Below are 4,452 nucleotides of genomic sequence, written 5' to 3' on the forward strand. Positions count from 1 at the left end.
AGCGTAGCCAATGCCACAGCTAAAATAGATGAGAAAGATGACAGAGCAAAAGAGGCAGATAAGCTCAATGCCCTTAGAGAAAAAGCAGGAAATGTGGGTGCATTTGAGGTTAGTCAAGCCTACAAGAGTAAATGTTCATCATGTCATGGAGTCAATGGTTCAGGTATGCAAAATGGTAAAAAACTGATGGGTTCAAAACTCTTTGGTCAGACCTCTGAAAAGCTTTTTAAAGATTTGATGGACTACAAAGCTGGTCGAAAAGAGAATATCATTATGAAAGGTCTTTTGATTAAACTGAGTGAAGAGGATTTACAGTCGTTTGCTGATGAGATTGGTGCATTTCCTGCAAAAGCAGAAGCCCTAAAGTGAACTGTGGAGACAAGGCATGCCTTGTCTCTACCTACCATTTAAAATGTGAGGAGGAGCAACAAATTATGGATAAATACAACAATCGAGAGACAATAAAAAACACCACATTTTGGTCAACATTTTGGGATGTTAAGCCTGATGGAAAGAAAAAATTTAGCTACAGAATGAAGCGATGGATTTTGGTTATAGCCATCCATCTATTCTTTTTCCTATCGTTTTTTATCGACCTACAGATGCTAGAGGGGACGCTAAATGGTTCACGGTTTCTAGGTTTTCATATGATAGACCCTTTTGCCACGCTAGAGGTTTGGTTGGCGACTTATCATATCCCTATTAATGTAATTATCGGAACAGCAACCATTGTGCTACTCTATATGTTAGTGGGTGGACGAAGCTACTGTGCATGGGTCTGTCCTTATGGGATTTTGAGTGAGTATGGCGAGAAGTTGCACAATATGCTTGTTGCTAAAAAAATAATTAAAAATAGAAAATTTGACCATAGAGTAAAATATATCTTTTGGGTAGGTTTCTTGGCAATGGCTTTTGTGAGTGGGTACATAGTATTCGAGACTATATCAGTAGTAGGAATTCTTAGCCGTATGATGGCTTACGGTTGGACGGTATCTCTTTTGTGGGTCGCTATGGTATTTGTAATTGAGGTCTTTTTCTCACGAAGAGCATGGTGTAGCTATGTCTGTCCCATTGGTACAAGCTATGGTATGATAGGTAAAGTTTCTGCTTTGAGAATTGAGTGGAATGATAACTGCAACAGCTGTATGGTCTGTCATGATGTCTGTTTTGAAAATCAGGTTTTGGAGATTACCAAAGCAAAATATAGAAAACAGATAGATGAGGATGAGATTAAGACCGAGTATATAACAGGGGCTGACTGTACGCTCTGTGGGCGTTGTGTCGATGTCTGTCATGCTGATGCTTTGAAGTTTGATTTTCGGTTGAAGAGTTTGGTATAAAGAGTAGTTGGGTAATCCTACTCTAACCCACCAAAATCATCATGCTCATAGATATAAGTAGCAATCTGCTTAAGTGTATCCAAATCAATAGAGAGATAAGGCATAAGTTTATATTTTTCTATAGCCTCTGGTAGTTTGGCAGTCTTTTCATTTGGTCTAAAGACCCATGTTGCCATCTGCTCTACAAAATCCTCTTTTTTAGGATATGCCATCATGTAGTATCCTTTGACTTCACTAAGGTGAGGAGCTACTTTTTTGCCAAACTCACCATGACAAGCGATGCAGTTTCCAAAAAATAGAAGTCTATTCTCATGAGCTGTTAGTGTGCTTATGAGGAGTGTTAATAGTAATAGAGTTTTTTTCATATCTGATTTTAATCAAAATTACCTAAGAGTCAATTGATATGAGTCATGAAATTAAACCTATCCCTTATGTATAATCCTCATATAATATAACAAATTAAGGACTCTCTTGATAGAAGTTAAAAATCTAACCAAAAAGTTTGGCTCAACCATTTCACTTGACAATATATCCATAGAGTTTAACAAAAATGACTCCATCGCTCTGATGGGGGCAAATGGAGCAGGGAAGACGACGCTTATCCGTTCTATCTTGGGTTATTATCATCCTGATAGTGGTTCTGTTTTGGTTAATGGTCTTGACCCCATCAAAGAGCGACAGGATGTTCTGAAAAATATCTCTTTTGTACCTCAACTTCCCCCACCGATAAAGCTAAGTATTGATGAACTGATTCAATATATCGAGGTGAGTGCCAATGTCAAAAGAGAGAGAATTTTGCACTATGCCAATGAGATGAAACTGGATATAAAGAGTAATATTAAGAAGTCATTTTTTAAACTCTCTGGAGGAATGAAGCAGAAGTTACTGATATCTATTAGCTTGGCACAAGAGAGTAGCATTATTATTTTTGATGAGCCAACAGCAAATCTTGACCCAAAAGCAAGGGATGATTTCTATAGACTACTAGAGGGTAAACAGCAAGATAGAATTTTACTTTTTGTTACTCATAGACTAGAAGAGGTAGAGTCCTTGGTAAACAGAGAAGTCTACATGGATATGGGAAAGGTAATAACAGATGAGAAACTATAAACTTATACTGTTTTTTATTTTTTTTGTTTCACTTTTCACTCTATTTGTCGGTTGTAACGCTGTAACAGAGGGTAAAATCTGTCCAGAGTGTAATATGCCACTTCCAAAAGATAACAAACATACAGCCTATATAGAAGAGAGTAACTACTTTGATGATATTGGCTGTCTTATCCTATGGAGCAAGACAAACAGAATAGATTTGGATAGTCGTAAAGTTTATATCTTTTCTAATGATACAAATAGTTATATAGATGCTCTAACAGCTCATTATACTATTAATGAAAAGACTCCAATGAGTTATGGTTTTTCAGCCTACGAGAGAGCCAAAGAGGGAACTATAAGTTTTAAAGAGATGCAACTACGAATGCTTAGGGGTGAACATCTAGCTAACCCAAAGATACGAAAAAAGATATTAGGATATTAGATGAAAAATTTACGATTAATCGCGTTTTTGGATTTGAAAGAGTCGATAAGAGCAAAATGGTTTTTGGTCTACTCACTTGTTTTTGGTGGTCTGATAGCTCTATTTTTTATAGCAGGTGTTACAGAGTCACAGGTGATGGGATTTAGTGGGCTTAGTCGTCTGCTATTGATGTATATTCAGATTACGATTATTATCTTGCCTATTTTTATCTTGATTACTACGGTGAGGTCGATTTCAGGTGATAGGGATAATCATATCTTGGAGTATATGCTCTCATTTCCTATTTCGCTAAAAGAGTACTATTGGGGGAAAGTTATAGGACGATTTATCACGGTCTATCTACCTGTTGTTTTTGCTATGATTATTGCGATAATCTATGGAGCATTTAAGGGGGCAGAGATTCCTTGGGCTATATTTTTCCTCTATACAGGACTGTTATTTGCTCTTAGTTCTGCCTTTTTAGGCATCGCATTTTTTATCTCCTCTTTTGTAAAATCATCAGAGGTAGCGTTGGGGATAGCCTTTTTTATATGGATATTTCTCTTGGCATTTATAGATATTGCTTTGATTGCTTTGATGATGCAACAGCGATTTAATGAGGAGTTGATTATCACTATTGCACTCTTAAATCCTATGGAGATATTTAGAGTCGCCGCCATCTCACTTTTTGACCCAGAGTTGACCGTGATGGGGCCTGTGGCATTCTATATTTTGGATACCATCTCACAGACTCTTTTTGTGCTTCTGTCAATTGTCTATCCTATAGTGGTAGGGTTGATGTTTGCGTTTCTTGGGTTCAAGATATTTACAAAAAAAGATTTAGTTTAATTAACCCCTCTCGTTCCACCTCAGGAGAGGTGGAACGAGGAGGATATGAAAGGATTTATATGAAAAAAATATTTATAGCAATTTTACTACTCTTAGCAGTTGTTTTTGCAACAGCTGATGAGAATAAAACATGGGAAACAAAACCAATAGAGTCAAAGTACAGTATGAATTTTGATAAAAATACAACCTGTTTGGTTCGACATCTAAAGATATATAAAGAGCCAAAATGGGTAGCTAAGATAGAGGCTAGAAATGGGAAAATGGTCTACTTCTCTAGTCCAAAATCTCTATTTGAGTTCTATCATAGACCTGGGAAGTGGTTTGATGTTGGAGTAAAGAGTGAGCGAGATTTTTCTAAGATAGTTGTTACTGATTATGGCTCACTTGAAGCTATTGATGCCGAAACAGCCTATTTTGTCTATGGCTCTATGGCAACTTCACCCGCTGGGGATGATTTGGTTCCGTTTGCTAGTGAAGATGATGCTAAAGCATTTTCTGATAAGTATAGTGGCAAACGGATTATGAAGTTTGATGAGATAAGTGATGCTCTTATTAGACTTCTGAATGGGAGAATATAAGGAACGCAACTGTTAGACATCTTGCAAAACTAGGAACCGATGGCTTCAGCCTCGTAATATTCGGGACTAAAGTCCAATGCCAATGAATTAGCGAGGCTGAAGCCATCGTTTCCGTATATGCAATATTTTTTTACGGAATCGGCGTGTTTACACCCGAACTATTACATTCAAA

Annotated in this window: 7 protein-coding genes; 6 read left to right on the plus strand and 1 reads right to left on the minus strand. The window is 37.1% G+C overall.

The features are described from left to right. Positions 1 to 369: c-type cytochrome (locus GSY74_RS09720; protein ID WP_164664906.1), on the plus strand; the 369-nt coding region annotated here is incomplete at its 5' end. Positions 370 to 434: 65 nt separating this feature from the next. Next, positions 435 to 1,340, plus strand: coding sequence for a NapH/MauN family ferredoxin-type protein (locus GSY74_RS09725; protein WP_164664907.1), 906 nt, complete (start codon positions 435 to 437; stop codon positions 1,338 to 1,340). A gap of 17 nt (positions 1,341 to 1,357) precedes the next feature. On the opposite strand, the gene GSY74_RS09730 is transcribed toward GSY74_RS09725, so the two are convergent. Next, entirely contained in the window at positions 1,358 to 1,705 is a 348-nt protein-coding gene (locus GSY74_RS09730) for a c-type cytochrome (protein WP_188108715.1), read from the minus strand. Between the two features lie 106 nt (positions 1,706 to 1,811). On the opposite strand from GSY74_RS09730, the gene GSY74_RS09735 reads away from it, so the two are divergent. From GSY74_RS09735 to GSY74_RS09750, 4 genes are read left to right on the plus strand one after another with little or no spacing between them, the layout of a single operon-like run. After that, on the plus strand, positions 1,812 to 2,450 hold the full coding sequence (locus GSY74_RS09735; RefSeq protein ID WP_164664908.1) for an ABC transporter ATP-binding protein: 639 nt from the start codon (positions 1,812 to 1,814) through the stop codon (positions 2,448 to 2,450). After that, positions 2,437 to 2,874 (plus strand): hypothetical protein, encoded by a 438-nt coding sequence (locus tag GSY74_RS09740; RefSeq protein WP_255494599.1) that lies wholly within the window; start codon positions 2,437 to 2,439, stop codon positions 2,872 to 2,874. Before GSY74_RS09735 ends, GSY74_RS09740 begins: the two co-directional genes overlap by 14 nt. Then, positions 2,875 to 3,702 (plus strand): ABC transporter permease, encoded by an 828-nt coding sequence (locus tag GSY74_RS09745; protein ID WP_164664909.1) that lies wholly within the window; start codon positions 2,875 to 2,877, stop codon positions 3,700 to 3,702. A 59-nt stretch (positions 3,703 to 3,761) separates the two neighbouring features. Continuing rightward, complete coding sequence (locus GSY74_RS09750) at positions 3,762 to 4,280, plus strand: nitrous oxide reductase accessory protein NosL (protein WP_164664910.1); 519 nt, start codon at positions 3,762 to 3,764, stop codon at positions 4,278 to 4,280. Positions 4,281 to 4,452 lie beyond the last annotated feature (172 nt).

This window comes from Sulfurovum sp. bin170 (assembly GCF_010892395.1).
In the GTDB taxonomy this organism is placed as follows: Bacteria; Campylobacterota; Campylobacteria; order Campylobacterales; family Sulfurovaceae; genus UBA1140.

Coding starts and splice junctions, on each gene's coding strand:
- GSY74_RS09745 (WP_164664909.1), top strand. CDS start 2,875: ATGAAAAATTTACGATTAATCGCGTTTTTGGATTTGAAAGAGTCGATA.
- GSY74_RS09730 (WP_188108715.1), bottom strand. CDS start 1,705: ATGAAAAAAACTCTATTACTATTAACACTCCTCATAAGCACACTAACA.
- GSY74_RS09740 (WP_255494599.1), top strand. CDS start 2,437: ATGAGAAACTATAAACTTATACTGTTTTTTATTTTTTTTGTTTCACTT.
- GSY74_RS09750 (WP_164664910.1), top strand. CDS start 3,762: ATGAAAAAAATATTTATAGCAATTTTACTACTCTTAGCAGTTGTTTTT.
- GSY74_RS09725 (WP_164664907.1), top strand. CDS start 435: ATGGATAAATACAACAATCGAGAGACAATAAAAAACACCACATTTTGG.